General features: G+C 67.0%; 26 protein-coding genes and 2 pseudogenes. 15 read left to right on the top strand and 13 right to left on the bottom strand.

Annotation, left to right across the window (positions count from 1 at the left end):
* Nucleotides 1–105 precede the first annotated feature (105 nt).
* Genes RM423_RS19370 through RM423_RS19360 form a run of 3 tightly spaced genes read right to left on the bottom strand, consistent with a single transcriptional unit; the run spans nucleotide 106 to nucleotide 2,917 of the window.
* Nucleotides 106–630: a carbohydrate ABC transporter permease gene (locus RM423_RS19370; protein ID WP_311424693.1), complete on the bottom strand. Its 525-nt coding sequence runs from the start codon at nucleotides 628–630 to the stop codon at nucleotides 106–108.
* The gene (locus tag RM423_RS19365) at nucleotides 627–1,574 is read right to left on the bottom strand and encodes a carbohydrate ABC transporter permease (protein ID WP_396327796.1); all 948 of its coding nucleotides are present in this window, start codon (nucleotides 1,572–1,574) and stop codon (nucleotides 627–629) included. The genes RM423_RS19370 and RM423_RS19365 overlap by 4 nt, the downstream gene beginning before the upstream one ends.
* Nucleotides 1,575–1,618: 44 nt before the next feature.
* The gene (locus tag RM423_RS19360; protein WP_311424691.1) at nucleotides 1,619–2,917 is read right to left on the bottom strand and encodes an ABC transporter substrate-binding protein; all 1,299 of its coding nucleotides are present in this window, start codon (nucleotides 2,915–2,917) and stop codon (nucleotides 1,619–1,621) included.
* Nucleotides 2,918–3,049: 132 nt separating this feature from the next.
* Between RM423_RS19360 and RM423_RS19355 the strand changes: the two genes are divergently transcribed.
* From RM423_RS19355 to xylA, 5 genes and pseudogenes are all read left to right on the top strand, one after another.
* Nucleotides 3,050–4,090, top strand: coding sequence for a LacI family DNA-binding transcriptional regulator (locus RM423_RS19355; protein ID WP_311424690.1), 1,041 nt, complete (start codon nucleotides 3,050–3,052; stop codon nucleotides 4,088–4,090).
* Nucleotides 4,080–6,410, top strand: a complete 2,331-nt coding sequence (locus RM423_RS19350) for a beta-glucosidase family protein (RefSeq protein ID WP_311424689.1) — start codon at nucleotides 4,080–4,082, stop codon at nucleotides 6,408–6,410. The genes RM423_RS19355 and RM423_RS19350 overlap by 11 nt, the downstream gene beginning before the upstream one ends.
* Nucleotides 6,411–6,452: 42 nt before the next feature.
* Nucleotides 6,453–6,890: pseudogene (locus tag RM423_RS25850) on the top strand (acetylxylan esterase); the annotation flags it as partial.
* Nucleotide 6,891: 1 nt separating this feature from the next.
* Nucleotides 6,892–7,524: an acetylxylan esterase gene (locus tag RM423_RS19345; RefSeq protein ID WP_396327795.1), complete on the top strand. Its 633-nt coding sequence runs from the start codon at nucleotides 6,892–6,894 to the stop codon at nucleotides 7,522–7,524.
* Between the two features lie 64 nt (nucleotides 7,525–7,588).
* The gene (gene xylA / locus RM423_RS19340; RefSeq protein WP_311424687.1) at nucleotides 7,589–8,776 is read left to right on the top strand and encodes a xylose isomerase; all 1,188 of its coding nucleotides are present in this window, start codon (nucleotides 7,589–7,591) and stop codon (nucleotides 8,774–8,776) included.
* A gap of 85 nt (nucleotides 8,777–8,861) precedes the next feature.
* On the opposite strand, the gene RM423_RS19335 is transcribed toward xylA, so the two are convergent.
* Nucleotides 8,862–9,755, bottom strand: a complete 894-nt coding sequence (locus tag RM423_RS19335) for a LysR family transcriptional regulator (protein ID WP_311424686.1) — start codon at nucleotides 9,753–9,755, stop codon at nucleotides 8,862–8,864.
* A gap of 71 nt (nucleotides 9,756–9,826) precedes the next feature.
* On the opposite strand from RM423_RS19335, the gene hisD reads away from it, so the two are divergent.
* The 6 genes from hisD (at nucleotide 9,827) to RM423_RS19305 (ending at nucleotide 16,912) form a co-directional block, all read left to right on the top strand.
* Entirely contained in the window at nucleotides 9,827–11,146 is a 1,320-nt protein-coding gene (gene hisD / locus RM423_RS19330) for a histidinol dehydrogenase (RefSeq protein ID WP_311424685.1), read from the top strand.
* Nucleotides 11,147–11,207: 61 nt separating this feature from the next.
* Nucleotides 11,208–12,545: an ABC transporter substrate-binding protein gene (locus RM423_RS19325; protein ID WP_311424684.1), complete on the top strand. Its 1,338-nt coding sequence runs from the start codon at nucleotides 11,208–11,210 to the stop codon at nucleotides 12,543–12,545.
* The gene (locus RM423_RS19320) at nucleotides 12,542–13,537 is read left to right on the top strand and encodes a carbohydrate ABC transporter permease (protein WP_396327793.1); all 996 of its coding nucleotides are present in this window, start codon (nucleotides 12,542–12,544) and stop codon (nucleotides 13,535–13,537) included. The genes RM423_RS19325 and RM423_RS19320 overlap by 4 nt, the downstream gene beginning before the upstream one ends.
* Nucleotides 13,534–14,337: a carbohydrate ABC transporter permease gene (locus RM423_RS19315; RefSeq protein ID WP_311424682.1), complete on the top strand. Its 804-nt coding sequence runs from the start codon at nucleotides 13,534–13,536 to the stop codon at nucleotides 14,335–14,337. Before RM423_RS19320 ends, RM423_RS19315 begins: the two co-directional genes overlap by 4 nt.
* A complete protein-coding gene (locus tag RM423_RS19310; RefSeq protein WP_311424681.1) occupies nucleotides 14,334–15,263 on the top strand; it encodes a nitrilase-related carbon-nitrogen hydrolase in 930 nt (309 codons plus the stop codon). Before RM423_RS19315 ends, RM423_RS19310 begins: the two co-directional genes overlap by 4 nt.
* On the top strand, nucleotides 15,260–16,912 hold the full coding sequence (locus tag RM423_RS19305; RefSeq protein WP_311424680.1) for a glycoside hydrolase family 13 protein: 1,653 nt from the start codon (nucleotides 15,260–15,262) through the stop codon (nucleotides 16,910–16,912). The genes RM423_RS19310 and RM423_RS19305 overlap by 4 nt, the downstream gene beginning before the upstream one ends.
* Before the next feature lie 63 nt (nucleotides 16,913–16,975).
* Here RM423_RS19305 and RM423_RS19300 read toward each other — a convergent pair whose 3' ends face one another.
* Entirely contained in the window at nucleotides 16,976–18,208 is a 1,233-nt protein-coding gene (locus RM423_RS19300) for an MFS transporter (RefSeq protein ID WP_311424679.1), read from the bottom strand.
* 103 nt (nucleotides 18,209–18,311) lie between these two features.
* Here RM423_RS19300 and RM423_RS19295 point away from each other — a divergent pair, with 103 nt between their 5' ends.
* Nucleotides 18,312–18,887, top strand: coding sequence for a CGNR zinc finger domain-containing protein (locus RM423_RS19295; protein WP_311424678.1), 576 nt, complete (start codon nucleotides 18,312–18,314; stop codon nucleotides 18,885–18,887).
* Between the two features lie 212 nt (nucleotides 18,888–19,099).
* Here the strand turns inward: RM423_RS19295 and RM423_RS19290 are convergent, their stop codons facing one another.
* From RM423_RS19290 to RM423_RS25845, 4 genes are all read right to left on the bottom strand, one after another.
* Nucleotides 19,100–19,303 (bottom strand): hypothetical protein, encoded by a 204-nt coding sequence (locus RM423_RS19290; protein ID WP_311424677.1) that lies wholly within the window; start codon nucleotides 19,301–19,303, stop codon nucleotides 19,100–19,102.
* Nucleotides 19,270–19,725, bottom strand: coding sequence for a LacI family DNA-binding transcriptional regulator (locus tag RM423_RS19285; RefSeq protein ID WP_311424676.1), 456 nt, complete (start codon nucleotides 19,723–19,725; stop codon nucleotides 19,270–19,272). The genes RM423_RS19290 and RM423_RS19285 overlap by 34 nt, the downstream gene beginning before the upstream one ends.
* A 1-nt stretch (nucleotide 19,726) precedes the next feature.
* The gene (locus RM423_RS19280; RefSeq protein WP_311424675.1) at nucleotides 19,727–20,440 is read right to left on the bottom strand and encodes a hypothetical protein; all 714 of its coding nucleotides are present in this window, start codon (nucleotides 20,438–20,440) and stop codon (nucleotides 19,727–19,729) included.
* 317 nt (nucleotides 20,441–20,757) lie between these two features.
* A complete protein-coding gene (locus tag RM423_RS25845; protein WP_396327794.1) occupies nucleotides 20,758–20,931 on the bottom strand; it encodes a phophatidylserine decarboxylase associated domain-containing protein in 174 nt (57 codons plus the stop codon).
* 85 nt (nucleotides 20,932–21,016) lie between these two features.
* Here RM423_RS25845 and RM423_RS19275 point away from each other — a divergent pair, with 85 nt between their 5' ends.
* A complete protein-coding gene (locus RM423_RS19275) occupies nucleotides 21,017–22,066 on the top strand; it encodes a YeiH family protein (protein ID WP_311424674.1) in 1,050 nt (349 codons plus the stop codon).
* Between the two features lie 106 nt (nucleotides 22,067–22,172).
* Here RM423_RS19275 and RM423_RS19270 read toward each other — a convergent pair whose 3' ends face one another.
* Nucleotides 22,173–22,676 (bottom strand): MarR family winged helix-turn-helix transcriptional regulator, encoded by a 504-nt coding sequence (locus RM423_RS19270; protein WP_311424673.1) that lies wholly within the window; start codon nucleotides 22,674–22,676, stop codon nucleotides 22,173–22,175.
* 129 nt (nucleotides 22,677–22,805) lie between these two features.
* Here RM423_RS19270 and RM423_RS19265 point away from each other — a divergent pair, with 129 nt between their 5' ends.
* Both RM423_RS19265 and RM423_RS19260 read left to right on the top strand, forming a co-directional pair.
* Nucleotides 22,806–23,225, top strand: coding sequence for a phosphatase PAP2 family protein (locus RM423_RS19265; RefSeq protein ID WP_311424672.1), 420 nt, complete (start codon nucleotides 22,806–22,808; stop codon nucleotides 23,223–23,225).
* Nucleotides 23,226–23,265: 40 nt separating this feature from the next.
* Nucleotides 23,266–24,672 carry a chloride channel protein gene (locus RM423_RS19260; RefSeq protein ID WP_311424671.1) on the top strand — a complete coding sequence of 469 codons (1,407 nt, stop codon included), beginning with the start codon at nucleotides 23,266–23,268 and terminating at the stop codon, nucleotides 24,670–24,672.
* A gap of 444 nt (nucleotides 24,673–25,116) precedes the next feature.
* On the opposite strand, the gene RM423_RS19255 is transcribed toward RM423_RS19260, so the two are convergent.
* The 3 genes and pseudogenes from RM423_RS19255 to RM423_RS25840 all read right to left on the bottom strand — a co-directional run bounded on the left by RM423_RS19255 (nucleotide 25,117) and on the right by RM423_RS25840 (nucleotide 26,574).
* A complete protein-coding gene (locus RM423_RS19255) occupies nucleotides 25,117–25,554 on the bottom strand; it encodes a universal stress protein (RefSeq protein WP_311424670.1) in 438 nt (145 codons plus the stop codon).
* Between the two features lie 24 nt (nucleotides 25,555–25,578).
* Nucleotides 25,579–25,794 carry a hypothetical protein gene (locus tag RM423_RS19250; RefSeq protein ID WP_311424669.1) on the bottom strand — a complete coding sequence of 72 codons (216 nt, stop codon included), beginning with the start codon at nucleotides 25,792–25,794 and terminating at the stop codon, nucleotides 25,579–25,581.
* Nucleotides 25,791–26,574, bottom strand: a pseudogene (locus tag RM423_RS25840) (COG4280 domain-containing protein). The gene RM423_RS19250 and the pseudogene RM423_RS25840 overlap by 4 nt, the downstream one beginning before the upstream one ends.
* Nucleotides 26,575–26,666 lie beyond the last annotated feature (92 nt).

Raw genomic sequence — 26,666 nt, 5'->3', positions numbered from 1 at the left:
ATACAACTCGACAGCGTCGCGGCGAAACTCCTCGGAGTAGTTCTTCCTCGCCATGAGTGGATCATCTCGCTTCCACCCCACCGAAGCAGGGATTGAGCGTGTCCACTACTCGGGGTCAGGTCCCACCGCCGCCTCGGGTATCGCCACCCCAAGTGCGTTCTCCAGCAGATGGAACTGCCGAAGTAACAGGTACACCGGTAGGGTGGCGACGCTGAGCGGAAACAGTAATCCGATGGTGAACAGCGTGTAGATGAACTCCCGGCCGCGAAAGGCGTACCGCGACAGACCGAACGCCGCCATCGCGCCCAGTGCCACAGCAAGCACCGAGGCGATGACCGCGATCTGCAGGCTGTTGAGGACGAAATGCCAGAACGACGCCGATCGCAATATCTTGGCGTAGTTGGACAACACCCAGGATCTCGGAAGGCCAGCCGGATGCGCATTGATGTCGGCGTTGGTCTTGAAGCCACCGAGTATGACGAACAGCAACGGCAGTACCGTGATCACAACGATTACGGCGGCGGCCAGATAGCGCAGGGAGGTTGTGGCGCTCCGCCTGGTCGAGAAGGCGGTGGACCTGCCATCGGTACGGCTCGGGGCGGGAGGCTGAGCGAGTGCGGTCGAGGTCATGATCCCGCCATCCTGGTGAGCGCGCCCTGCGTGTCACGGCGAAGCGCGAAGCGCTGATAGATCAAAGCGAACACGAAGCAGATGGCAAACAGGATGACCGTGACGGCACTGCCGAAGCCGAACTGGTAGCGCCGGAACCCGCGATCGATCAGGTAGGTCGACATCGTCGCGGACGCGCCGGCCGGCCCACCCAAGGTCATGATCCAGATCAGGTCGAACAGCTGCAGCGCACCGATGATCGACAGGAACGCCCAGATTCGAACCGTCGGTCCCAGCAGCGGCAGCACGATCCGTCGGGTGGTCTGCCAGGCGGTGGCCCCATCGATCGCCGCCGCCTCTTTCAATTCGGGCGGCACGCCTTGCAGTCCGGCGAGAAACAGGATGATCCCGAAACCGATGTACTTCCACGTGATGACCGCGAACAGCGTGTAGAGCACGATGCCGCGATCGGCCAGCCACTGGTGGGTCAAACTCTGCAGGCCGACGCCGCGCAACAGCTCGTCGACGGAGCCGCCCGGCTGCAGCAGGCTGAGCCACAGCACGGCGGTGATGGCTTCAGAGAGCACATATGGCATGAACACCAGCGTTCGCAGCAACGCCCGGCCACGGATCCGGCCGTTCAACAGCAAGGCCAAGCCCAGGCTGAGCGGCAACTGAACCAGCAGCGAGAGCACCGCGATCAGCACGTTGTGCCAGATCGCGCCCTGGAACACCGGATCGGACAGCGCCTTACGGTAGTTGTCGAGCCCGACGAAATTCGTCAACGGCCCGAAGCCGTTCCAGCGGTAGAAGCTGTAGTAGATCGCGGCGGCCATCGGGGCGAGCACGAACAGCAGGAACAGCGCTAGGGCCGGGGTCAGTAGCAAGCCCAGCTCGAGCCGGGTGCGCAGGCTCGATCGCCGCCTGGCCGACCGTGCGGTGACACGGCCGGCCGCCGCGGCCATGCCGAGGTCGGCCTGGGCGGCCGTCCTGGTGCTGGTCACGGCAGTCAGCTCGCCGAGTTGACGGCCTTGGCTACGCTGTCCGCGCCACCCTTGCCGGCGAACAGGTCGGCGGCCGCGTCGTCCAATGCCTGCCCCGGCGCGGTGGGCAAGGCGATGTCGAAGTAAACCTGGACGTAGCTGGCCTTCTGATTGAAGTTGAAGACCTGCTTGATGGTCGGGTCTTTGATCGCGGACTGAGCGGCGGGATTGACCGGAATGACGACCGCACCGGAGGTCACCAGCTTCTTCTGGATGTCGCTGCCACCGAGGTATTTCAAGAAGTTCGCGCACGCGTCGGCGTTCTTCGTGGTGCACGCGAAGCCGTCACCGCCACCCAACGCCGCGCTGGGATCGCCCTGACCTCCGGTCATCGCCGGGAACGGGAACCAGCCCAGCTTTGAGCGGAAGTTCTTGTCGGCGGTCAAGGCGGCCATCACGCTCGGATCCCAGTCACCCTGCAACTCCATGGCGGCCTTGCCGTTGACGACCAGGCCCGCGGAGCTGCCAGCCCCCTGCTGAGCCGGCGTGCCGTTGAATCCGGTCTGGAACGGTTTGCTGGCGATGAAGTCCACAACGTCCTGACCGGCCTTGGTGAAGCACGGGTCGCTGAACTTCGACGCCTTGACCGACGATTTCAGCGTGTCGACGCTGCACTCGCGGACGGCGAAGTAGTCGTAGTAGAACGCGTCCGGCCAGCGGTCCTTGCCGCCCAACGCGATCGGGGTCGTGCCCGCAGCCTTCAGCTTGGCGATGTCGGTGTTCAGTTCAGCGATCGTGGTGGGGGTTGCGGTGATGCCCGCCTTGGCGAACAGGTCCTTGCGGTACCAGAAGCCGACGACGTGAGCATCGGTAGGAACGCCGTACTGCTTGCCCTCCACCTGCCAACCCTCGCTCAGCGCGCCGAAGTCCTTGATCCAGCTCGAGGTCTGATTGCTGATATCGGCCACCCGGCCGGACTGACTCTGGGTGGACAGCAGGCCGCCACCCTGATTGAAGTAGATGTCGGGCGGGTTGGAGGACTGCAACGCCAACGGCATCTTTGTTGTGAACTGCTCATTTTGAACCGGCACCACGTTGATCGTCACGTTGGGATTGGCCGTGTGGTAGTCGGCCGCTGCTTGTTTCCACACTCCGAGCAGCGGATCAGAGGTCCCGTTGTGCCACCAAGTCAGGTTCACCTGCCCCCCTGCCTTCGAGCCGCCACCAGCGCCGCCGCTGCCGCCGCCGCTCGAGCAGCCGCCGACCAGCGCTAGAGCAGCGGTGGCCGCGACCGCCACGGTGCCGAACTTACGGATGCTTTGCATGTTGTTCCCTTCCTGACACCGCCCATCCGGTGGGATCGACGGGGAGGCGAGCTTGGGTTGGAAGGAGTTTGCATTCCCGAAACATGGTTGTCAATCGTTGTCGATAACGTTCTATACAGCTATCCTTGCGCGGTGCAGCCACGTTCCCGAACGACCATCCGAGATGTCGCCAGACAGGCCGGTGTCTCGGTGGCCACCGTGTCCAAGGTTCTGAACAACCGCTACGGCGTCGCGGCGGCGACCTACGCGCACGTGCAGAAAGTCATCTCCGAGCTGGGTTACGAGGCGAGCCTGGTGGCGCAGAGCCTGCGCAATCATCAGACGAACGTGATCGGGATTCTGGTTGCCGACCTCGAGCCGTTCAGCACCGAGCTGCTCAAAGGTGCCGCCGACGCGATCCGGGGCACCGGTTTCGAGCTGGTCATCTACTCGGCCGGCGGTCGCACCGGCGAGCACGAGGGCTGGGAACGGCGCTACCTGTCCCGGCTCAGCGGCACCCTGATCGACGGCGCCGTTCTGGTGACGCCAACCATCGTCGATGTCGACTACGGCTCTCCGTTCGTCGCGGTCGACCCGCACACCGGAACGTCGACGACCCCGACGATCGACGCCGACAACCTGCGGGGCGCGCACTTGGCCACTGAACACCTTCTCGAACTAGGGCACACCCGGATCGCCATGCTGACCGGCCGCCACGATCTGCAGTCCTCGCGGCTGCGCGAGCAGGGCTACCGCCAGGCATTGCGGAAGGCCCAGCTCAGCATCGACGAGGAGCTGATCCTGCCGGGGGAGTACAACTCCGGGCCGTCCAGAGACTCGGCCCGCAGGATGCTCTCGATGTCTGATCCGCCCACCGCGATCTTCGCGGCCAACGACATCTCCGCCATCACCACAATGGCGGTCGCCGACGAGCTCGGTCTCGGCGTCCCCGACGACCTGTCGGTGGTCGGCTTCGACAACATTCCCGAGGCAGCGCTGAGCTCACCGGGCCTGACGACGGTGGAACAACCCATCCGGGAGATGGGCAAGAGGTCCGTCGAGATGCTCATCGAGCTGATCCGTGGCCGGAGTCTGCAAGAAACGCATCTGACACTCGACACCCGGCTGCTGGTGCGCGGTTCAACCTCCGCTCCCAAAAGCTCCATCTCGAACGGAGCCCGACGTGACAGCTGACAGCAGCGAAACCCTGCCACTCTGGCGCGACCCGGCGGCCTCAATCGCTGACCGGGTTGCCGATTTGATTAGCCGGTTGACCCTCAGCGAGAAGCTTGCCCAGTTGCAAGGCCTGTGGGTCGGCATGAACAGTGCCGGCGGTGACGTCGCACCTCACCAGCACGACTTCGCCGGCGAACCGCGATCCTTCGACGAGGCCATCCAGGACGGTCTGGGGCAGCTGACGCGCCCGTTCGGAACCGCGCCGGTCGACCCGGCCGTCGGCGTCCGCGGCCTGGCCCGCAGCCAACGCCAGGTGATGGCCGCCAGCCGGTTCGGCATTCCGGCTCTTGTTCATGAGGAGTGCCTGACCGGGCTCGCTGCGTGGCAGGCAAGCGTGTACCCGTCACCGCTGTGCTGGGGTGCCAGCTTCGATCCCGACCTCGTCCAGCGAATGGCGGCCCAGATCGGCGCCACGATGCGTGGTCTGGGAGTGCATCAAGGTTTGGCACCGGTGCTCGACGTGACCCGCGATCTGCGCTGGGGGCGTGTCGAGGAAACCATCAGCGAAGACCCTTATCTTGTCGGCACGATCGGCAGTGCTTACGTCCGCGGCCTGCAATCTGCCGGCCTCATCGCCACCCTCAAGCACTTCGTCGGCTACTCGGCCTCACGAGCGGGCCGCAACCTGGCGCCGGTCTCGATCGGCCGGCGCGAACTCGCCGACGTGCTTCTGCCGCCGTTCGAGATGGCGCTGCGTGCCGGAGCTCGTTCGGTGATGAACTCCTACGCCGACCTCGACGGGGTGCCGGTCGCGGCCGATGAAACCGTGCTGACCGGCCTGCTGCGCGAGACCTACGGCTTCACTGGAACCGTCGTCGCCGACTACTTCGCAGTCTCTTTTCTGCACAAACTGCATCACGTTGCCGGCACGGCTGGTGAAGCCGCAGTGCTGGCCCTCACCGCGGGCATTGACGTTGAACTTCCTACGGTCAACTGCTACGGCAAGCCGCTGCAAGAGGCCATTGAGAGCGAAACGGCGGAGGTTGCACTCGTCGATCGGGCGCTGGAACGGGTGCTGAGCCAGAAGTGCGAACTTGGCCTGCTCGACTCCGATTACTCGCCCGAGCCGGGCAATCCTCACATCGAGCTGGATCCGGCTTCGGCCCGGGTGCTGGCGCGCGAGCTTGCCGAACGGTCAATCGTGTTGCTGCACAACGTCGATGACGCGCTGCCGCTGATCGCCGGGCAGCGGGTAGCCGTGGTCGGGCCGCGAGCCCACGAGCCGGGCGCGATGATGGGCTGCTACTCGTTTCCGATGCATGTCGGCGTTCATCACCCGGACGTGGCGCTGGGCCTGGAGGTGCCGAGCCTGCTGGATGCGCTGCGCGCCGACCCGGCGGGCTACCGGTTGAGCTTCGCCGAGGGCTGCCCGGTGCTGGGCGGCTCCGATGCCGAGATCGCCGAGGCGGTCCGTGCGGCAGAGCTTGCCGACGTGTGCCTGGCGGTGCTCGGTGACCGAGCCGGGTTGTTCGGTGGCGGTACCTCCGGCGAGGGTTGTGACGCCACCGACCTGCGCCTTCCCGGACGCCAGGAGGAACTGCTCGAAGCGCTGCTCGGCACCGGCACGCCGGTGGTGCTGGTGCTGCTGGTCGGCCGGCCCTACGAACTGTCGCGCCAGCTCGATCGGCTGGCCGCGGTGGTGTGCGGCTTCTTTCCGGGAGAAGAGGGCGGCCCGGCACTGGCCGGGCTGCTGAGCGGGCGGATCAACCCGGCCGGCCGACTACCGGTCTCGTTTCCGGCGGCTGATGCCAACCAGCCGGCTACCTACCTGGCCTCGCCGCTGGCCCGGCGCAGCGAGGTCAGCAACATCGATCCCACGGCGCTGTTCGGCTTCGGCCACGGCCTGTCCTACGCACCGGCGGCCTGGGGCGAGATCATCCTTACCGATGCTGGTCGACAGTGGCCGACCGATGGCAGCTGCACGCTGGTGCTCAGCCTGAGCAACCCGAGCAGCCGGCCGACCTCTGAAGTCGTACAGGTGTATCTGAGCGACCCGGTCGCCGAGGTGTCCAGACCGGTGCAGCAACTGATCGCAGCACCTCGGGTCGAACTCGCACCCGGCCAGACCTGCTCGGTTTCGATCACCCTGCACGCCGACCTGGCTGGCTACACCGGCCGCGACGGTTCTCGACAGGTCGACGCCGGCGCGGTCGAACTGCGGGTCGGCGCGTCGAGCACCGACCTCCGCGCTCGCTTCGATGTCGATATGGTCGGAAGCCGGCGCGTGATCGGCTTCGACCGCGTGCTGCAACCAGAGGTCGAGATCTCGACCAGCTGAACCTGCAGCTGCCCGCACTGGCGAAACACACCCAGGAGAGTCATGTTCGTCGACCTTCCGCTCGAAGACCTGCGTCGATACCGGCCCGACGTAGCCGAGCCCGCCGATTTCGACGAGTTCTGGGCAGCCCAGGTGGCGGCCGCCCGCGCCGTCGGCGGTGAGCCGGTGTGCACCAAGGTGGCCAGCCACCTCAGGCACAGCGAGGTGTATGACGTGACGTTTTCCGGCCACGGCGGCGCCGCGGTGAAGGCGTGGTTGCTGTTGCCGCACGAGCCGTTGCCAGAGGCGCCGCTGATCGTGGAGTACATCGGCTACGGCGGCGGACGGGGCGATCCACTGGACTGGCTGAGCTGGTGCAGCACCGGATATCCGAACCTGGTGATGGACACCCGAGGGCAGGGCGGTGGCTGGCGCGGCTCGGACACGCCCGACCCCGGCGATACCGGTGCGCCGAGCTCACCAGGATTTCTGACCCGTGGCATTGCCGATCCCGCAACGCTCTATCACACCCGGCTGTTCATCGACGGCGTGCGGGGCGCTCGACGCGGCCGCCGGGCTGCCCGAGTGTGCCGACCGGGCGATTGTTACCACCGGCCACAGTCAAGGTGGCGGCCTCGCGCTGGCGGTTGCTCAGCTGCACGGGGGAGTCGCCGTGACGATGCCCAATGTGCCGTTCCTCGCGCACTATCGACGCGCGATCCAGATCACCGCCAGCCATCCCTACGGTGAGATTCGCGAGTACGGCGGCGTGCACAGCGACCGGATCGAGCAGGTGTTCCGGACGCTGTCCTATCTCGATGTCGTCAACCACGCGAAGCGATGTCAGGCCGCGGCGCTGTTCTCGGTGGCGCTGGCCGACGACATCGCGCCCGCCTCGACCGTGTTCGGCGCCTTCAATCACTACGCGGGCCCAAGCGGATCGAGGTCTATCCCTTCAAGGACCATGAAGGTGGTGGAACCAGGCAACTACTCGCGCAACTTGACTATCTTCGCGAGATTGCCAGCTCGCCCACCGGATTCCGGCCGCTCAGTGCCGAGCGCACCAGCAGTTCCGGGCCGAGCTGAGTTGTGTTCTCGATCCTCCGGTCAACCGGCCCATAATCCGTCGGAGTAAGACGTCCAGCAGGCTCCCATCGACGCACCTCAGCCGAGCAACTCGATACTCATCGGAGGAAACCATGGCACCGGTACCAACCCGCGACGACAAGTTCAGCTTCGGACTGTGGACGGTGGGCTGGCAGGCCCGCGACCTGTTCGGTGAAGCCACCCGGCCGGTGCTGGCCGGCGTCGAGGCGGTGCACAAGCTGGCGGAGCTGGGCGCGTACGGCATCACCTTTCACGACGACGATCTGGTGCCGCCGGGCAGCAGCAGCGGCGAACGGCAACGGATCGTCGATGAGTTCAAGCAGGCGCTGGCCGATACCGGCATGGTGGTGCCGATGGTGACCACCAACCTGTTCGGCGATCCGGTGTTCAAGGATGGCGGTTTCACCAGCAATGATCGGTCGGTGCGCCGCTATGCCCTTCGCAAGGTGATGCGCAACATGGACCTGGCCGCCGAGCTGGGCGCCGGAATCTATGTGTTCTGGGGTGGCCGCGAAGGCTCTGAGGTCGACTTCGCCAAGGACGTCCGGGCTGCGCTCGACCGCTACCGCGAGGGCATCGACCTGCTCGCGCAGTACTCGATCGACAAGGGTTACGGCATGCGGTTCGCGATCGAGCCGAAGCCGAACGAGCCGCGCGGCGACATCTTGCTGCCCAGCATCGGACACGCGCTGGCCTTCATCTCCGAGCTCGAACATGCCGACATGGTTGGCATCAACCCCGAAACCGGGCACGAACAGATGGCGAGCCTGAACTACACCCACGGCATCGCCCAGGCACTCTGGCAGGGCAAGCTGTTTCATATCGATCTGAACGGCCAGAAGGGCCCGCGCTACGACCAGGACCTGGTCTTCGGTTACGGCGACCTGCTGCAGGCCTTCTCTACAGTGGACCTGTTGGAGAATGGTGCGCCCGGCGGCGGACCGACCTACGACGGTGACCGGCATTTCGACTACAAGCCGTTGCGAACCGAGAACATGGAGGGCGTCTGGGAGTCGGCCCTTGCCAACATGGAGCTGTACCTGACCCTGCGCGAGCGGGCCCGAGCATTCCGCGCCGATCCTCGGGTGCAAGAAGCCCTGACCGACGGCGGAGTTCCGGACCTGAGCCAACCGAGCCTGAACGAGGGTGAGACCCACCAGCAGCTGGTTGCCGACCGCAGCGCCTTCGAGGACTACGACCTGGAGGCTGCCCGCACCAAGGGCTACGGCTTCGCTCGGATTCAACGGCTGGCGATCGAACACCTGCTGGCCGTGGGCTGACCGGCGGGACGGGCTCAGCCGGCGGTGAAGTCGCGAAGGCGAGAGCCCGTCCCAACCGAGGTCGCCCGGGACGCGCATGAGCAGGCTAGTGCTCGAGGAGCATACGGCGCGCTAGGCGAGCGATCTCGCGGGTCGCGGGCGACAGGATGCTTCCCTGTCGCTGCACGATGGCGATTGTGTCGTAGAGAGGGTCGGCGAAGCTCACCGTGTGAATATTTTCGGGAAACCCCTTTGATTTCGAGACCGCGGTGGAGACGATCGTGCCGCCACCGCCAAGGGCGACGATCCCCAGGGCGGATTCGACGTGTTCCACCTCGATCTGCGGGGTCAGGGTGATGCCTTCGAGTTGGGCCCGTTCGGCGAGCTGGCGGCGCGTGGGGTCGCGCCAGCCGTAGTGGGCGTCGTAGAGCACCAGGTCGGAGGCGGCCAGGTCGGCGATGGTGACGGGTTTTGCGGTCTTCGCAGGGTCTGCCGAGGCGAAGAGGACCTCGTCGCGCATCAGCGGTGTCACGTTGAGCTTTTCGCTGTCGATCGGCAGCACCACTAGACCGGCTTCCAGGTCGCCTGCCGAGACGGCGTCTGCCACTTCGACGCTGTTGAGCCCGATGATCCGCAGCCGGACCTGTGGATACCGGTTGTGGAACGTCTCGAGAAGCTGCGACAGGGAGTAGTAGTTGGCGTTGCGCAGGAGCCCGAAGGTTGCGACGCCACCGCTCAGGGAGGTCATCGAGCGGAGGGCTCGGTCGGCGCCGTCGGCGGCCGTGACGGCCTGCTGCGCGAAGGGGACGAGCTGCTCGCCGGCGCTCGTGAGTACCAGGCGGCGCGAGCCTCGGGTGAACAGTCGGATGCCGTAGCTCTCTTCGATCCGTTTGATCAGTTCGGAGACGGACGGCTGCGTCATGCCTAGGTCGGCCGCTGCGGCGGAGAACGTGCCCAGCAACGCGACTCGGAGGAAGGCTCGGAGTTGGTTCATTGTCATAGGCCAACCCTATGGCTCACCGAAGACAACTCGGCCTTGCGTGCGGCCAGCCGGGCACACAAGCTCAACACATGAAATTGAGTCCCCGCTTTCTCGCCCAGCACGCCGACCGGTTCACGCAGCTCAAGGCCCCTGGCGTTGACGCGCCAGAGGCGCAGCGCGACCCGGCTGTCGCCGACACGGTGACCTCGATGCTGCTCGACATCGAGCGCAACGGACTCGACGCCGTGCGTCGCTACTCGCGCGACCTCGACGGTTCCGACCGCTTCGACTTCGAGCTGAGCGCGACAGACCTCGCCGCCACTGGCGGTCGCCTCGTTCCCGAGCTGCGCGAGGCAATCGAACTCGGCTCGGCCCGCACGAAACAGTTCGCGGGCCTGCAGCGCGAGCACCTCAGCGACTTCGAGTGCGAGGTCATGCCCGGCCTCGTCGTCGGCCAGAAGTACGTCCCGGTCGGCAGCGTCGGGGCGTACCTGCCGGCCGGGCGATTCCCGTTGACCGCGAGCGCCTTCATGACGGTGGGTGTCGCCAAGGTGGCGGGTGTTCCGACCGTGATCGGCTGCACGCCGCCCCAGCCCGGCGGCGGGGTCAACGCCGCGGTTGCCTACGCTGCTCACCTGTCGGGCATCGACCATCTCTTCGTCCTAGGCGGTGTGCAGGCTCTGGCGGCGATGTCGTTCGGTCTGTTGGGCCGGCCGCCGGTCGACATGATCGTCGGCGCCGGCAACGCCTACGTCGCCGAGGCCAAGCGCCAGCTCTTCGGCACCGTCGCGATCGACCTGCTCGCCGGGCCCTCGGAGGTGGCTGTCATCGCCGACGAGACGGCCGATCCCGAGATCGTCGCCGCTGACTTGCTGGGCCAGGCCGAGCACGGGCCCAGTTCGCCAGCCGCGCTCGTGACGACTGCGGAGACGCTCGGACGCGACGTGATCGCGGCCGTGGAGCGTCAGCTTCAGACGCTCTCGACGGCGTCGATCTGCGGTCCCGCCTGGCACGACTTCGGCTCCGTCATCCTGGTCGCCAACCGGCAGGACGCCGTGCTCGTGATGGACGAACTGGCCCCGGAGCACCTGGAGCTCCAGACCGCGGACGACCAGTGGTATCACGACACGTTGACGAATTACGGGTCGTTGTTCCTCGGCCACTGGAGCACGGTCGCGTACTCCGACAAGGGCATGGCGGGCACCAACCACACACTCCCGACTGCCGGCGGCGCGAAGCACTCCGCCGGACTCTCCGTCTCCCGTTACCTGAAGCCGCTGACGTACCAGCGCGTCAGCCGAGCGGCCACTCCCATCCTCGCGACCGCCGTCGACGTCATCTCGGCCAGCGAAGGCATGTCCGCTCACCAGGCCACAGCCACTCTCCGTCTCGACACCTACAAGGTGTAGCTCCGAAACGTTCCCGGAACTGTTACGCACCTCCCACGTTCGACCTCACCCGGAAGAAGCCATGACACAACCCCGCACCGCACGAGTCCTTGCTCTCGCTGTCGGCGTCGTCGCCGCCTCCCTCGCCCTGTCCAGTTGCGCAGCTCCAGGAACCGGGTCGACCAAGACCAGCGCCAAGCACGATGACATCACCGCGAAAGTCAGCGTCGCCGACGTCGAGAAGCTCGGCAAGGTCACCGTCAAGATGTGGGCCGACCAGGCCGAGCAGCCGCTGATGAAGTCGGTGATCCCCGACTTCGAGAAGAAGTACCCGAACGTGGCCGTCGACATGACCTACAAGAGCTTCGACGACCTGACCGCCACCGTCGTCAACGCCGCCGCCAGCGCCAGCCCGCCCGACGTGTTCCAGGGCAATATCGGCTACGCCGTCGACGGCGCGCTCGTGAAGGCGAAGCTCGTCCGCCCCCTCGACGACGTCGCGAATGTCTACGGCTGGAACTCCGGCACCGGATCCTCGACGCTCGCCCCCGCCAAGTGGAACGCGGCGGCCACGACCTTCGGCTCGGGCACGCTCTACGGGATGTCGCCGATCAGCGAGGTGCAGGGCATCTACTACAACAAGGCCAAACTCGAGAAGCTCAGGCTGAAGGCGCCCGCGTCGATCGCCGACCTCGAGAAGGATCTGCCCGCGGCGAAGGCCGCGGGTGAGCAGCCGATCATGCTCGGCAACTCCGATCAGTACGCCGGCACGCACATCTTCAGCGACATCGCAGTGACTGAGCAGAAGCCTTCGAGCATCGTCGACTGGATCGGCGGTAAGAAGGGGTCGACCTTCGAGACCCCGGGCAACGTCAAGGCCGCCGACACGATGAAGGACTGGGCCTCCAAGGGCTACTTCGGCACCGGCTACGACGGTCTGAGCAATGAGGACGCCATCGCCAAGTTCGCCAAGGGCAACGGTGTCTTCTTCGTCGGCGGATCGTGGAACGGCGCCTCGCTGAAGAGCGCCGACTTCGGTCTGGGCTCCCTCGTCACCGGCGGCGTCGGCGCGACCGCCTCGCCCTGGCACATCAGCTCGAAGACGAAGAACACCGCGGCCGCCATCGCGTGGCTGGACATGCTCCACTCACCGAAGGTCGGCCAAGAGATCCTCGACAGCGGCCGACTCCCGGTCATCACCGACGGCGTCACGGCCACCGATCCGCTCCAGAAGCAGACCCTGACCGCCCTCAAGGACACGATCGCCGCCGGAACGCAGGTCGGTTACTACGACTGGAGCACGACCAACATGCTCACCGTCATGGGTGGGGCGCTGCAGGAGGTCATGGCCGGTCGCACCAGCAGCACCGCCTTCACCAAGACCGTCCAAGCGACCTGGGCGAAAAGCCACAAGCAATGACGCTCACCAGCAGCACTAGCAGTACCAGCAGCACGAGGAGCATCAGGAGCGCCGTCACCGCCCGCACCGGGCGGCGTCGGCGCTCCGCCCTCACCCGCGTCAGCTGGTCGAGTCTGCTATACGTGGCTCCGGCACTGATCTTCTTCGTGGTCTTCGTCATCTATCCGATCGTGGTCTCGATCCGGACCTCGTTCTACAACTATGACGGGTTGACGGTCGCGACACCGGCCGGGCTTTCAAACTACGTGAACGTCTTCGTCGATCCTGACCTGCGGGCGGCCCTGCTGCACTCGCTGCTTCTGCTGGTGTTCTACTCGGCGTTACCCGTCTGCATCGGTCTCGTACTCGCCGGCACCATGTCTCGGATCCGGGTCTACGGGCTGACCGTCTTCCGGGCGGTGCTGTTCCTACCGCAGATCCTCTCGAGCGTCGTCGTCGCCGTCGCCTGGCGCGGTCTCCTGGCTTCCGACGGCCCCGTCAACGGGGTGCTCGAGCACGTCGGCCTCGGAAGCCTGGCGACCAGCTGGCTCGGCAATTTCAATACCGCCCTGCCGTCGATCGGGATCATCGGCACCTGGGTCGAATACGGGCTGTGCATGGTGCTCTTCCTCGCCGGCATCGTCACGATCGACCGGTCGCTCTACGAGGCGGCTCGTCTCGACGGCGCCGGCCCCGTGCGCGAGTTCTTCGCCGTCACCCTGCCGGCCCTCCGCCCGCAGATCTCGATCGCCCTGATCCTGACGATCACGTTCGCCCTGCGGAACTTCGACCTCATCTGGAACACGACCCGCGGCGGTCCCGGTACTTCGACGACCGTCCCGTCACTCTTCGTCTACCTCGACGCGTTCCAGAACCGTGAACTCGGCCAGGCGTCCGCCCTCGCCGTCGTGCTCACGATCATCATCCTGATCGTCGTCGCGATCGTGCAGGTCGCCGTCCGTGAACCCTCCGGCCGGCCGCGCCCTGTAGGCGCAGAGAGGGGGACCAGGTGAAGGTCTCGGCCCGGGAGTCCATCGGCACCCACGCACTGCTCGTGATCGCGGCGCTCTTCGCCGTGTATCCGCTCGGCTCCATCATCGCGGCGTCCCTCCAGCGGGCGACCGGCGCCGGGATCGGCTGGAACAATTTCTCGGTCGCCTGGACCCGTGGCCACTTCGGCTCCGCCCTGATCGCCAGCGCGGTCGTGGCCCTCACCGTGGTCGTGGTCACGGCGGTCGTGTCCTGTCTCGCCGGCTACGCGGTCGCGACGATGCGGGTGCCGGGCGGCCGACTCGTGATGGGCATCCTACTTCTCGGTCTCGTGCTGCCCTATGAGGTCACCGTGCTGCCGCTCTACCAGTTGCTGTCCGGCTGGGGCCTCATCGATACCTACTGGGCTTTGATTTTGCCCCAGATCGGGCTCTCGGTTCCGCTCGGCGTCTTCTGGATGCGGTCCTTCTTCCAGTCGGTCCCGGTCGAGATCCTCGAGGCGGCCAAGATCGACGGCGCCTCCCGCTTCAAGACGCTCCAGCTGGTGCTTCTGCCCATCGGGGGGCCCGCCATCGCGACCCTCGCCACGATCCTGTTCCTCTTCACCTGGAACGAGTTCCTCCTGGCGCTGATCCTCGTCCCCGAGAACCAGGCCGTGCACACCGCGCCCCTCGCCCTGTCGTTCTTCAGCGGAACCGACCGCGCGAGCAACCCGAACGTCACGGCTGCCGCCGCCGTGCTGGTGGCGCTGCCGATCATCGTGGCGTATGTCATCCTGCAGCGCCGCCTCATCACCGGGCTCACAGCTGGAGCGGTCAAGTGACCGACGCTACGGGAATCGTCCGCGTCGTCTGCGCACAGCTCTCCCCGGTCCTGGGAGAGCTGGCCGGCAACCAGGATAGGGTGCTGGCGGCCGTCTGCAGTGCTCGTGCCGATCGTGCCGACGTCGTCGTCCTACCCGAACTCGCGACCTCAGGCTATGTGTTCCAATCGTCGGAAGAGGCCGCAAGCGTCGCCCTGGCCGCCGACGACGCCTTCTTCGGCCGGGTGGCCGAGCTCCTGGCGGGCACGAACTCGATCGTCGTCGTGGGGTTCTGCGAGCGAGGCCCGGGCTCCACGCTCTGGAACGGCGCCGCACTCATCGACCGAAGCGGCGTCGTCACCGTGTACCGGAAGACACACCTCTGGGATCGCGAGACTCTCGTGTTCACCCCCGGCCAGGATCCTGCGCCCATCGTCGAGACCGTTCACGGCCGGATCGGGATTCTGATCTGCTACGACCTGGAATTCGCCGAGATGCCCCGCGCACTCGCCATTGCCGGCGCCGACCTGATCGCCGTCCCCACGAACTGGCCGTCAGGGGAGCATCCCTCCGACGAGCGCGCTGCCGAGGTCATCTACGCCCAGGCCGCCGCACGCTCCAACGGCGTCTTCATCGCCTGCTGCGACCGCGCCGGCGTCGAGCGCGGTCAGGCCTGGACCGAGGGCAGCGTGATCGTCGATCAGTTCGGCTGGGTATGCGCCGCCGCGACGTCGGGTGGTCGGGCCGGTCCTGGCGAATCGGGTGTGGGCGAATCGAGGGTGGGCGAATCGGGGGTGGGCGAATCGAGCGCGCGGGACCCGGCGCTCCCCGTTCCCACAGCTCGCGCCGACGTGTTCCCGCGCCTGGCCCGCGACAAGTCCATCTCGCCGCACAACGACCTGCTCGGTGACCGCCGCCCCGAGCTGTACGCCAGAGGACAGAAATGATCGACCCCCGCCACACCGACTGGTGGCGCGACGCCGTCATCTACCAGGTCTATCCCCGCTCGTTCGCTGACAGCAACGGCGACGGGATCGGCGACCTGCCCGGCATCACCTCCCGGCTCGATCACCTCGACCGGCTAGGGGTGGATGCCGTCTGGTTGTCGCCGTTCTACCCCTCGCCGCAGCGCGACGGCGGCTACGACGTTGCCGACTACCGCGACGTCGATCCCCAGTTCGGCACCCTCGCGGACTTCGACCGCCTCACCGACGGGGCACATGCCCTCGGGATCCGGGTGATCGTCGATCTGGTTCCTAACCACTGCTCTTCGGACCACCCCGCTTTCCAGGCCGCACTCGCCGCGGCTTCCGGCAGTCCGCAGCGCGCCCTCTTCCACTTCCGCGACGGTCTGGGCGCCAACGGCGAGCTGCCACCGAACGACTGGCCGTGCATGTTCGAGGGGCCGGCGTGGACCCGCGTCACCGAGCCGGACGGGACGGCGGGCCAGTGGTACCTGCACCTCTTCGACCCGTCGCAGCCGGACTGGAACTGGGACAATCAAGCGGTCCGCGACGACTTCGAGTCCACCCTGCGGTTCTGGCTCGACCGCAACGTCGACGGCTTCCGCGTCGACGTGTGCGACGCCCTGGTGAAGGCGGACGGTCTACCCGACTGGCCGCACCCGACACACGGCGTCGTCGAGCCGATCGACGGCCGGATGCCGCCGATGTGGGATCAGGAAGGCATCCACGACATCTTCCGCTCATGGCGACGCGTGCTCGACTCGTACGAGGGCACCCGAATCCTGTGCGCCGAAGCCTGGCTGCCGTCTGAGCGGACGGCGCGCATCGTGCGACCCGACGAGATGAACCAGGCGTTCAACTTCGCATACCTCGAGCAGCGCTGGGACGCCGTCGCGATCCGGTCGACCATCATCTCGTCGTTGCAGGCCAACGACGTGGTCGGCGCCCCGACAACGTGGGTCCTGTCGAACCACGACGTCATGCGGCATGCCAGCCGCTTCGGCTACGACGGCACGGTGGCTCTCGAGGCCGGCGTCGGCGCCGACGACCCGCAGCCCGATCGTGCGCTGGGGTTGCAGCGAGCGCGGGCCGCCACGGCGATGATGCTCGCCCTGCCCGGCTCGGCGTACCTTTACCAAGGCGAGGAACTCGGTCTTCCTGAGGTGACGGATCTTCCCGACGACGTCCGGCAGGACCCGGTCTGGGAGCGTTCCGGTCATCGGATCCGCGGTCGCGACGGGTGCCGGGTCCCCCTACCCTGGGAGGCCACCAAGTTGTCATTCGGCTTCTCGTCCGTGTCGTCGAGCGACACCTGGCTACCTCAGCCCGACTACTTCGGCCCCTACTCCCGCGACTCGCAGAACGACGACCCCGAGTCGACCTTGTGCCTTTACCGAAGGGCACTCGAGATACGCCGAACTCTCACCGGACCGATCAGGTGGGACGAGTCGGCAGCGGACGGCACGATCGCCTTCGCGCGCGGCGATGTGAAAGTGCTGGCCAACGTGAACGGCGAGCCGGCTGCGCTGCCCGAGGGAGCGAGCGTGATTTTGTCCTCGAGCCCATATGCGGAGCCGGGTTCGCAGGTACCGCCGAATACGACAGTGTGGTTCAGGTGTGAAGAGGCCTGACGTGCCGGCTCTACGCGACCTGACTGTGCCGGTAGCCGAACATTCCGTTGCGCAGGTCGGAGTTCAACCTCGCGGCTCGGTGGTGGTGGTAGCTCCTTGCTCAGTGCGATCCACCATGGGGTGACGGGTGGCTGTGCGTGGAAGCAGTACGCGGCCGAGTGCGCCGGCGAGGAGGGGACTGGCGGCTGCGAGCAGAAGGAGCACAGCAACGGAGGTGTGTCCGGCTAGCAGTCCACCGAGGGCTGCTCCGGCTGCGGTGGCGGTGATTTTGGCGCCGGCGCCGAGGGTGAAGATCTGGCTGCGGAGGTTGGTGGGAGCGTGGTCGTTGCGGGTGACCAGCAACGCACCGAACAGCGGGCCGTTGCTAAATCCGGCGAGAGCGAAAAATGTGGCTGTGAGCGGAAGCGATGAGGAGAACGCCGCGGCGCCCAGCGGCAGGCCTACCCCGACGAGTCCGAGCATGACCACGGTGCTCGCCCGCTCAGGGCGCCCCGGCCGCCAGGTCCAGGCCAGCGAGCCGAAGAGCCCACCGGTCGCGACGGCGGTCAGCAGCCAGCCGGCGGCTGCGGCGGAGTGGTGCTGCGTGGCGATCAGGACGGCGATCACCGGCAGCGCGCCCATCCCGAGCTGGCCGATGCTGGTGGCTGCGGTGACAGTGGCGAGCACCCGGTCGCGCACGAGCAGCTTCGTCCCGCCCAGCAGATAGCCAATCCTCCGTGTGGCGCGCTGCTGGTGCGCGCGCACGGGCACGGGCAGGACGGCGGCCAATGCGGCGCCGAGTCCGGCTGAGCCGGCCAGCGCGTACGTGGCCCCAGCCGGGGAGCTGGCGGCGGCGATCGCGGCACCGGCCGCCGGCCCCACGATGCCGGCACCGTTGTAGGTCAGCGAGTCCAGACCGAAGGCCCGGGGCAGCCGCTGAGCCGGCACCAGGCCGGGCAGCTGGCTGGTCAGCGCTCCGGTCAGAGCCGGACCGCAGCAGCCACCGGCCAGCAACACCCCCACGAGCACGGTGAGCGGCAGCCTTCCCAGCCCGGTAGCGGTGGCCGCAAGCGCGGCGGCAAACCCGCAGCCGGCGGCTGCCACCACCAGCCGTGGGCGGCGCGCCCGATCGGCGAGCGCCCCGACCAGCGGTGCGGCGACCACATGCGGCACCAGCAGCGCAGCCACCAGCACGCCCCCGACCGCGGCGCTGCCAGTGCGCTGCAGCGCCAACAGCGTCAGCACGACACGGGCCCCTTCGTCGGCGAGCCGAACCAGCACCGCCGCCGCGGCGTAGTGCGTCAATCGACCAGACACCCGTACCACCGCCCCGACTCGCCACCATGGTCTGTCACCTGCTCAGCCGGTGACGTGCTCACTGAGTCTTGCTGCCAACCGGATCACCAGTCAAGCTGGTGACGTGACCAACCAAGAGGGTGCCGCGACCTTCGAGTTCATCGCCGACCGGGCCGTGCTCGATTTCGTCGCAACCGTCGCTGACCGCGGCACTACGCACCTGGAGAAACTGCGCGTGCCTGGCGACGTCGCTCGCTGGGTGCAGCAGTCCGGCATCCTGCACGACGCGCTCCAGGTGACCGACGAGCAGCTCACACACACCAGAGCCGTCCGTGAGGCGATCTTCGGTCTGATCACCGCGCTGATCGACCGAGGCCACCCGTTGCCGACCGACCGCGAATTGGTCAACGGCGTCGCGACCCGCCCGAGACCTGTCAGCCGGCTCACCGCAACCGGCCAGGTCCGCCGCACTGGTGACCTCGACGCCGCACTCGCCGTCCTTGCCGCCGACTGCATCGATCTGTTCGACGGCCGCGACCGAAACCTGCTGTCCTGGTGCGCCGATCCCACGTGCACCCGCCCGTTCATCGACCGCTCCCGTGGCCGCCGCCGCCGCTGGTGCGACATGAAAGGCTGCGGCGACCGCGCCAAAGCCGTCGCCTACCGCCAACGCCACCGCACCACGAAAGTCGGCACCTGACTCCATCCGGCCCGAACGGCGGCACCCTTCCCCCGCAGCAGAGACCCGACCGGGCAGAGGGGTTCGTGTCGGTGATACTGGCCGCCATGGCCGATGAACAGGGCGTTCTGGATGCAGCGCATGCATCGCGGATGCGCTGGCACGAGCCGACGCAGGCCCACGCCGGCAACTTCTGCACTCGGACTTCCGATGGACCTCGCACCGCGCGGAGGTCAGCGGCACCGCGGCGGCGGCGAAGTCGATGTCTTGGCGAGGCCGGCTATCTGCTCACCGGCTTCGCGACCGCCTGCGACGTTGGGCGCTTCAGTCTCGATCACCGTCAGCTTGGCACCGGAGCCGCGCAGGGCCTGCTTGACACCTTTGAGACGGTCGGCGACCTGGTTCAGCCCGACCGGGCCACCGACGAAGACCAGCACGCGATGGCCGCGTTCGAGCAGATGCGCGGTCGCCAGCCGACCACATCGTCGACGGACACCGAGCACTGGCTGCTCGACGAGCCGCGGTCGACGAGCACGATCGGGGTGCCGCGGCGACGGATCTCGGCGGTGAGCGGGCTGTCGTAGAACGCCGGCACCAGGAGGATGCCAAAGGCACGCTGTTCCTCCAACACTGACAGGTAATGCTCCTCACGTTCGGAGTTCTCGTCGCTGTTGCACAGCACCAGCGACAGCCCGTGGTTGGCGGCGGTCTTCTCCACCCCGCCGGCGATGTCGGCGAAGAATGGGTTGCCGGTGTCGAGCACGATCAGTCCGATCGTCCGGCTACGTCCGGCCCGCAGTTGCCGGGCGGCCTCGTTGCGGACGAACCTCAGCTCCTCGATCGCGGGCAGCGGGATCACGTCAGGGTCGATCAGAGACGCCCAGACCGCCGGAATCGAGCGGCGGTCCATGATGGCCGTCGGAACGCCAGGACCCCGAGGCAGACAAGACAAGGACGGCCGCTACTGCCGCGACGGCGACGGTTCCGGCCAGGATCGCGGCCCTAGCCTTGGTTCCGGCGACGCTCGTGGCCGTGTGCTTGGGCAGGATGGTGAGTTGAAGGGCGGGAACGATGCGGGCAAGCACGTGCAGTCCCGTGAGGACTGCCCACACGATGAACAGGCCCTGGTGCAGGGTCAGCCAGTCCAGGCGTTGGCCCAGGGTGGTAATCAAAATCGTGCGGCTGCTGTCTCGGCCCAGCAGGATCAGCACCAGGCCAGAGGCGAGTAGACCGAGAGTCGAGGCGACGACGCCCGGCCCGAGGATGCGTAGCAGCATCGGTGGGGGTCCGGCGTGGCGGTACACCGGATTGCGCCGGTAGTAGCGGGCGATACGCCAGCCCGTGCTCGCCGTCTTGAGCAAGGCTGGCGGGAGGAGCAGGGTGCCGATGACGATGTGCCAGCTGATGAGGCCGTCGACGTTGATCAGCGTGACGAGCTCCGCCAACGACAGGACCAGCAGCAACAAGCCGGTCCAGGCGGTGACGCGTGCGTTGCCGGCCGGACCACCGGTGCTCGGCGCCACGGGGTCATCGCGATGAATCCGGCCCAGTGCCGCGTGCAGGGTGTCAGTCACGACCGGGGGTGGGACAGTCCGGCGGCCAGGCGATGTCATGGTGTCATCCAAGCGGACCAGACGCTGGAGAACCACCCGGCAAGGCGCGCCGCCGTGGAGGTGGCCGCGCCACGAGCTTGCGGTGGATGTGCCGCACGACGCGGTGGATTCCTTCGCCACCGCGGCCAGTCGCCGATCTGCTGGCAATCCGGCCGCCCTGGCGCCCGGCCCGCTCGGCCGGTCAGGTCCGGTGCGACCAAGTCAGGATAGCCCCGGTGCGCCGGATAGGCCGTCCTGGACCAGGTCGTCCGGACCGCTGGCGTTGGTCGGCACCACGGTCAAGCCGCCCTTCGTCTCGTACATTCACACCACGCCATCGTCAGCACCTCGTTGATCAGGCGCAGCAGCTGCTCCACGCTGTGCAGGTGCCGCTTGCGATACGACTTGGTGCTCGGAACCTGGGCGATCATCTGATTCAGGTACATCCGCACCACAGGATCGGAATCGATCAACTCCTGGGTCAATCGGAACGACGTCTTGAGGCCGACGTCAGATACAACCCAGCTCTGTAGCCATACAAGCCTGAGAGGGCTACTGATGGGGCTCGGAGTGGGGCAGGCTCAAGGTATGGTTATCATTGATATTCCGGCAAGCACTCCGACACGGCGCGGGCTGAGACTGGTTCCGGGGCTCGTGGTCGTCGCGGTCGCTACTGCTGTGGCGTACGTTGTCGCTCGCGCTGTGCCGGCGCTTAATCCCTCGACCGTCGCGGTCATGCTGGGTGTGCTCCTGGCCAACATGGGCTTGCACCGGCGAGTGCTTCACCCGGGTACCCACCTGGCGAGTCACCGGTTGCTGCGGATATCGATCGTGCTGCTCGGGCTGCAGTTGTCACTGCGGCAGCTGGTCCATCTTGGTTCGGGGGGTCTGGTGGTCGTGCTGCTCACCGTCACCGTCACCTTCCTGGGGACGCAGTTACTCGGTAGGGCGATGGGTATGTCAGCGGCGCGCGGCCTGCTGGTCGCTACCGGCTTCTCGATCTGCGGAGCGTCCGCGGTCGCAGCGATGGAACCCGTCGCGGGTGGGGATGAGGAAGATACCGGAATCGCGATCGCGCTGGTCACCTTGTGCGGCAGCCTGGCAATTCTCATCCTGCCGGCGTTGCGGGTGCCGCTGGGTCTCGACGTGGTGTCCTTCGGTTCCTGGGTTGGGGCGAGTGTGCATGATGTTGGCCAGACGGTGGCGACGGCCGACCGGGTGCCGGGCGCGTTGAGCACGGCTGTCGTTGTCAAGCTGACCCGGGTGGTGCTGCTTGCGCCGCTGGTCGCGGGGTTTTCTCTTACCCGCCGAAGGCAGCGGACGGGCGCACTGAACCGTGGGCGGCGCCCGGCCCCCGTCCCGCTTTTCGTCGCCGGTTTCCTCGGTTCGGTGGTCATAACTAGCACCGGGGCCCTACCCCACGTAGTTCTCAACATCGCCAAGATCATTCAGGGTGTCCTGCTCGCCGCCGCTTTGGTTGGACTGGGCACCACCATCCATCTACCGACGCTTCGTCGTACCGGCGGCCGAGCACTGCTACTCGGCCTGGCCTCCTGGATCCTCGTCGCCAGCATCGCCTACCTCGGCGTGCGCCTGCTCGGTCGCTGATCGGGACCTTCTCGGCAGCGCTCTGACCCTTGCCGATACGACCGAACTCTGGTGGGCAGCGCCTCGGCACAACGTGGCTGCTTCCGGTTACCAAGCAGGCGCTCCGTCAGGCGGACCTGTCGCTCGGTTCGGCGGACGCGTTCGCGCGTTCGAGGTTCTCGAGGCGTTCCAGGCGCTGGACCAGGCGACCGAGGGAGGGCAGCGTCGCGAGGATCGCTGTGCGATCCTTCTCTGCCAGGTCACTGAAGGCGGCGTCCAGGCGGCGGCCGTTGGCGCCGAACCAGGCCTGCAACTGATCATGGCCAGTGTCGGTGAGGTGCACGGTGACCGCTCGGCGGTCCTGCTGGTCGACGCGGCGGTCGACGAGCCCGGCTAGGACCATCTGCTGGATGACGTTGCTGACGGTATTGATCGCTAGCTTCTGGCGCCCGGCGAGTTCGGTGACCCGCAGTCCCGGTTCCTCTGCCAGGCGTTGCAGAATCTCGACCTGGGCCATGGGGAGCCGTTCCCACGGGAATTCACTGCGGATGCTGGAACGCAGGATGCGGCGTAGTCGGTTGACGACATCGGCCAGGGCCCACACCTCGACCGGTGTTGAACGGTCGGGCACAGGGGACTTCGTTCGGCGGACCACGCCACCATGTTAGCTCTGGGATAAAATAGTCCTGTGCTAGAAATATTTGGGCGTGGGGTGAGAGACGCCCGGTGGTGGCGTGAGCTGATCCTGTCGCCGCCTGCTATGCCGTCTACGACGCCATCCGCGGCGTCATCGCCGGCAGCGTGCCCTAAGCCCAAGGCGACGCCACCGACCTGCTGCGCTGGGAACGCTGGACTCCCGGGCGCGTACCGGAGCGCTCGTACGGTGCTGGCCGTCGTGACCGGGTCGGCGCTGATCGGGTTCTGGCGATTCCCGACCGCGCCACCCCGTCTGCTCACCGGTGGAGGCTTCCACGACACCCTGGCCGCCTACGGCAGTTGGGGTTGGTGGGGCAGGTTGACCTCGCGCCGGTGGCTCCGCGCGCTCGCGATCGCCTATCCGGTGCTGACGGCCTTGGTGGTGCTGGGCGCCGCCAACCATTACCTCACAGCCGTCGTTGCCGCCGCCGGGCTGTGGTTGCTCGCTGACCTGGGTTGCGGTACCTGGCACGGACGAAGATGACTGGGCCCAGTCGTGCGGCGCCAGCAGCGGCGGCGGCCGAGTGACCCCGAGCAGGCGGGAGAAGACCAGTCAGCGGCTGCGTCAACCGCAGCCGTTGCTGCGGAACCGGCTGCCGTCCGGGCGCGGCGCGATGGAGCAGCCCAACGTCACCGGGGATGGCGAGGCCGCGCTGAGCCCGAGGTTCTGGGTGGCCTTGGTCCTGACCGGGGTCGCGACGGGGCTGCTGGGCGCGGGGCTGATGGCGTTGCTGTTTCACGTCGAGCACGCCGCGTTCGGCTACCACACCGGTGACTTGGAGTCCGGCGTCAAGGCGGCTTCGGCGTTGCACCGGGTCATCTCTTTGCTGATCGCCGGCGTGTTCGGCGGTCTTGCCTGGTACCTGCTGCGCCGCTACACCCCGGGCACGAAGCCCGAGATCGACGACGTGCTGTGGAGCCACTCGGGGCAGCTGTCGGTCCGCCGATCGTTAGGTACCAGCGTGATCTCAGAGATCGTGATCGGCATGGGTGTCTCTCTCGGCCGGGAGGCCGCACCGAAGACGATGGGCGGGCTGTCCGGTGGCCTGCTCGGCCGCTGGTTCGACCTGTCAGCAGCCCAGCAGCGGCTGCTGATCGCCGGCGGTGGGGGCGCCGGCTTGGCGTGCGTCTACAACGTCCCGCTCGGGGGCGCGTTCTTCACCGCCGAGATCCTCTGTGGGTCGGTGTCGATCGCGACGATGTTGCCGGCGCTGGCCTGCTGCGGCGTGGCCACGATCACCGCCTGGGTGTATCTGCCCAACCAGGCGACCTACCTGAACGTGCCGGGCTATCACGTCAGCGCCGCCCTGCTGGTGTGGGCGCTGCTGGCTGGCCCGCTGATCGGGCTCGGAGCCGCGGCCTACATCCGGGGGATCGGCTGGCTGTCGCACCACCGCATCACCGGAGTGCCCAGCCTGCTCGCCCCACCGATCGCGTTCGGCGCCCTAGGCGTAATCGGCATCGCCTACCCGCAGCTTTTCGGCAACGGCAAAAACATGGCCCACGACGTGTTCCTCGGCGGCGGCAGCCTGGTGTTTCTGCTGGTGCTGGCGTTGTTGAAGCCGGCGGTGACGGCCTTGTGCCTCGCCAGTGGTGCGTCCGGCGGGCTGTTCACCCCGGTGCTCAGCACCGGTGCCGTCCTTGGCGGCGGCCTCGGACTGCTCTGGTCCCACCTGTGGCCCGGCACCCCCGTCGGTGCCTACGCGATGGTCGGCGCGGCGGCGATGATCGGCTGCGCGATGCAGGCACCCATCACCGGCCTGGCCCTCGTCCTGGAACTGACACACAGCGGCTTCGGGCTGATGACCCCGATGATTGTGGCGACCGTCGTCTCCACCGCGGTCGTGCGCTACATCGACGGCTACTCCATCTACTCCGCCCGCCTGCCCGCGTTGCCACCTGCCGCTCGCACCGTTCCGCCGGAGGAATGATCAGGCGGACGGGGCGACCGGCAGCGTGGTACTGCCCAGGAATAGTCGGCCGTGGATGCTGCCGTGGGCAGTGCGGGCGGCGACGAAGATCCAGGTGGTGAGAGCCCGGCGTAGCAGAGAACGGCGGCGTAGCGGAACAGGTCCAAGCCGGTGTGCAGCGCCGGAGCACTGGTGCCGTGACGCAGGTGCGACGGGAAAGGCCAAGGACCATACGGAAGACAGGCCAGCGACCGAGTGCGTGGTCATGGTGTCAGTGGCGCGACTCCTGAGCTGCCGCCGGGCGAGGTGGAGATCATCGCCCGCGCGTGGGACGACCGCCGCGATGCAACCGGAATCCGCTGCCGACTTGTGGAATCCCAAGGGATACGTGAACAACTCCTGGCCCCGCATCCGCGTTTACACCACCCCCAGCCACCGGAGAGCCGAACTGCGGGCTGTTTTTCATCAGTGCAGGACGCTCGGAACGATCGTGATCGGGACGGCGCTGCCGTGCAGCAGACCGCATACGGTGGGCCGCCCGAACAGTCGCTGCAACATGGGCCGGTCGTGGCTACCGACGACGATCATGATCGCTGCGCCACCGTGCTCGAGCAATACACGTGAGGGTTCGCGTTCTGCCGCGACGATGTCCACGTGGACGCCACTCTCAGGCGGCCGACCGAGTGTGAGATGCAGGGCCTTCTCGGCTCGCGCCCGCGCCGCCTCCTTCAGGTTCGAGTCGGGAATGTCGAAGTCGTCGAGGTCAGGATCGATCGGTCGGTCGTAGGCGGTGACGACGAGCAGCCGCGCGTGGCGCAGTTGTGCTTCCTCGGTAGCGAATCGTAGCGCGGGAGCGCTTTCCGGACTCGCGTCGAAACCAACCACAACAGTGGGCTTGACCATTGTCGGCCTCCTTCTGTAGCGCCGTCAGGGTCGGATTCGGGTGGCACGCCAAAGCGATACCGCAAGCAGACAGCCCACGGCGACCGGTAGCAACCACCACGCCGGGACGGACGTGCCGGACAGCGCCGCGGTGCCGGCGAGGGCGATGAGCACCCCGGCTGCGATCCGCCAGTCGTCGCCGACGATGAAGTCCCACCAGAACAAGGCGAAACTCCGCAAGCCTGCAACCACTCGCGTCATGATGCCGCCGTTCCGACGCGGCCACGGCCGCTATCCGGCCGACGAGCACCGTCAAGCCGTCTCAGCCGACTTACTGCCGCAGCGGAGAAGGCAAGCACGCCGGCAATGATCGCGAGCAGGGCTAGATCGGCCCCAGGCCAGCGTCCTCCGGCACCTTCGACGCCCCAAAAAGTTCCGAAGGATGTGAGCAGAACGCCAACCGCAAACTTGAGGTGGTTCTCAGGGACCCGGGCCAACGGTGCCCGGGCGGCGATGCCGACGGCGGTGACGAGAACTACGGCGGCGGCAGCTCCGATAGCGGCGAGCGGTATGTTGCGTTGGTTCGCGCCGAAGGTGAGGACGATGAATGCGACTTCGAGTCCTTCGAGCAGCACGCCCTTGAAGGCCAGGGTGAACGCATAGGCATCGCCGATCAGCGGAGTGCCGCCGACCTCAGCCTGCGCGGCAGCCCGCTGCTGTCGGGGCATAGATGGCCTCCTCATCGTGCAGGGCTTTGAACCCGGACGCGCGGAGAATGGCTTTGCGGAGCCAGCCCAAGCCGAAGACCAGAAGCAACCCACCGATCACAAGGCGCAGGATGTCGATCGGGATGACGGTGAGCGCCGGCCCCAACGCACCGACTATGACCGCCAGCACGATAAGTCCGGCCCATACGCCAACCAGGGTTGACTTCCAGCCGCGGGTCAAACCGACTGCAAGGACGATGGTCAGGGCTTCTACCGATTCCACGACACATGCGGCGAATACGGGACCTGACCCCGAGTAGTGGACACGCTCAATCCCTGCTTCGGTGGGGTGGAAGCGAGATGATCCACTCATGGCGAGGAAGAACTACTCCGAGGAGTTTCGCCGCGACGCTGTCGAGTTGTATC

This window comes from Jatrophihabitans lederbergiae (genome assembly GCF_031845305.1).
GTDB classification, from domain to species: domain Bacteria; phylum Actinomycetota; class Actinomycetes; order Mycobacteriales; family Jatrophihabitantaceae; genus Jatrophihabitans_A; species Jatrophihabitans_A lederbergiae.
The sequence above is the reverse complement of the archived record's forward strand: the minus strand, read 5'-3'. Positions and strand labels throughout refer to the sequence as shown.

Coding starts and splice junctions, on each gene's coding strand:
- RM423_RS19370 (WP_311424693.1), bottom strand. CDS start 630: ATGACCTCGACCGCACTCGCTCAGCCTCCCGCCCCGAGCCGTACCGAT.
- RM423_RS19365 (WP_396327796.1), bottom strand. CDS start 1,574: ATGGCCGCGGCGGCCGGCCGTGTCACCGCACGGTCGGCCAGGCGGCGA.
- RM423_RS19360 (WP_311424691.1), bottom strand. CDS start 2,917: ATGCAAAGCATCCGTAAGTTCGGCACCGTGGCGGTCGCGGCCACCGCT.
- xylA (WP_311424687.1), top strand. CDS start 7,589: ATGGCACCGGTACCAACCCGCGACGACAAGTTCAGCTTCGGACTGTGG.
- RM423_RS19335 (WP_311424686.1), bottom strand. CDS start 9,755: ATGACAATGAACCAACTCCGAGCCTTCCTCCGAGTCGCGTTGCTGGGC.
- hisD (WP_311424685.1), top strand. CDS start 9,827: ATGAAATTGAGTCCCCGCTTTCTCGCCCAGCACGCCGACCGGTTCACG.
- RM423_RS19325 (WP_311424684.1), top strand. CDS start 11,208: ATGACACAACCCCGCACCGCACGAGTCCTTGCTCTCGCTGTCGGCGTC.
- RM423_RS19320 (WP_396327793.1), top strand. CDS start 12,542: ATGACGCTCACCAGCAGCACTAGCAGTACCAGCAGCACGAGGAGCATC.
- RM423_RS19305 (WP_311424680.1), top strand. CDS start 15,260: ATGATCGACCCCCGCCACACCGACTGGTGGCGCGACGCCGTCATCTAC.
- RM423_RS19275 (WP_311424674.1), top strand. CDS start 21,017: ATGGGGCTCGGAGTGGGGCAGGCTCAAGGTATGGTTATCATTGATATT.
- RM423_RS19265 (WP_311424672.1), top strand. CDS start 22,806: ATGCCGTCTACGACGCCATCCGCGGCGTCATCGCCGGCAGCGTGCCCT.
- RM423_RS19255 (WP_311424670.1), bottom strand. CDS start 25,554: ATGGTCAAGCCCACTGTTGTGGTTGGTTTCGACGCGAGTCCGGAAAGC.
- RM423_RS19250 (WP_311424669.1), bottom strand. CDS start 25,794: ATGACGCGAGTGGTTGCAGGCTTGCGGAGTTTCGCCTTGTTCTGGTGG.